Origin of the sequence: Hyalangium versicolor (assembly GCF_020103695.1) — a bacterium.
Taxonomy (GTDB): Bacteria; Myxococcota; Myxococcia; order Myxococcales; family Myxococcaceae; genus Hyalangium; species Hyalangium versicolor.
The window spans coordinates 1-568 of record NZ_JAHXBF010000097.1 but is presented as its reverse complement, the minus strand read 5'-3'; the positions used below and the strand labels follow the sequence as shown (position 1 = coordinate 568).

Sequence of the window (568 nt, the reverse complement as noted above, 5' to 3'; positions counted from 1 at the left end):
CCTCTTCTCACGCTCCAGGGACACTCAGGCGCGCTGACTTCCGCGACCTTCAGCCCCAACGGCGAACGCGTCCTCACCGCCTCCGACGACGGCACCGCGCGCCTGTGGGATGCCTCCTCCGGCAAGCCTCTTCTCACGCTCCAGGCACACTCATTCGGGCTGACTTCCGCAACCTTCAGCCCCAACGGCGAACGCGTCCTCACCGTCTCTTGGGAAGACACCGCGCGTCTGTGGGATGCCTCCTCCGGCAAGCCTCTTCTCACGCTCCAGGGACACTCCAATTGGGTGACTTCCGCGACCTTCAGCCCCAACAGCGAACGCGTCCTCACCGCCTCCGACGACGGCACCGCGCGCCTGTGGGATGCCTCCTCCGGCAAGCCTCTTCTCACGCTCCAGGGACACTCATCCGGGCTGAATTCCGCAACCTTCAGCCCCAACGGCGAACGCGTCCTCACCGCCTCCGACGACGGCACCGCGCGCCTGTGGGATGCTTCCTCCGGCAAGCCTCTTCTCACGCTCCAGGCACACTCCAAGTGGGTGACTTCCGCGACCTTCAGCCCCAACGGCG

The 568-nt window shown here is 66.4% G+C and carries 1 protein-coding gene; it reads left to right on the top strand.

Annotated features, from left to right (window positions below):
- Positions 1 to 568 (top strand): WD40 repeat domain-containing protein (locus KY501_RS52915; protein WP_224373265.1); only part of this gene is annotated, 568 nt, incomplete at both ends.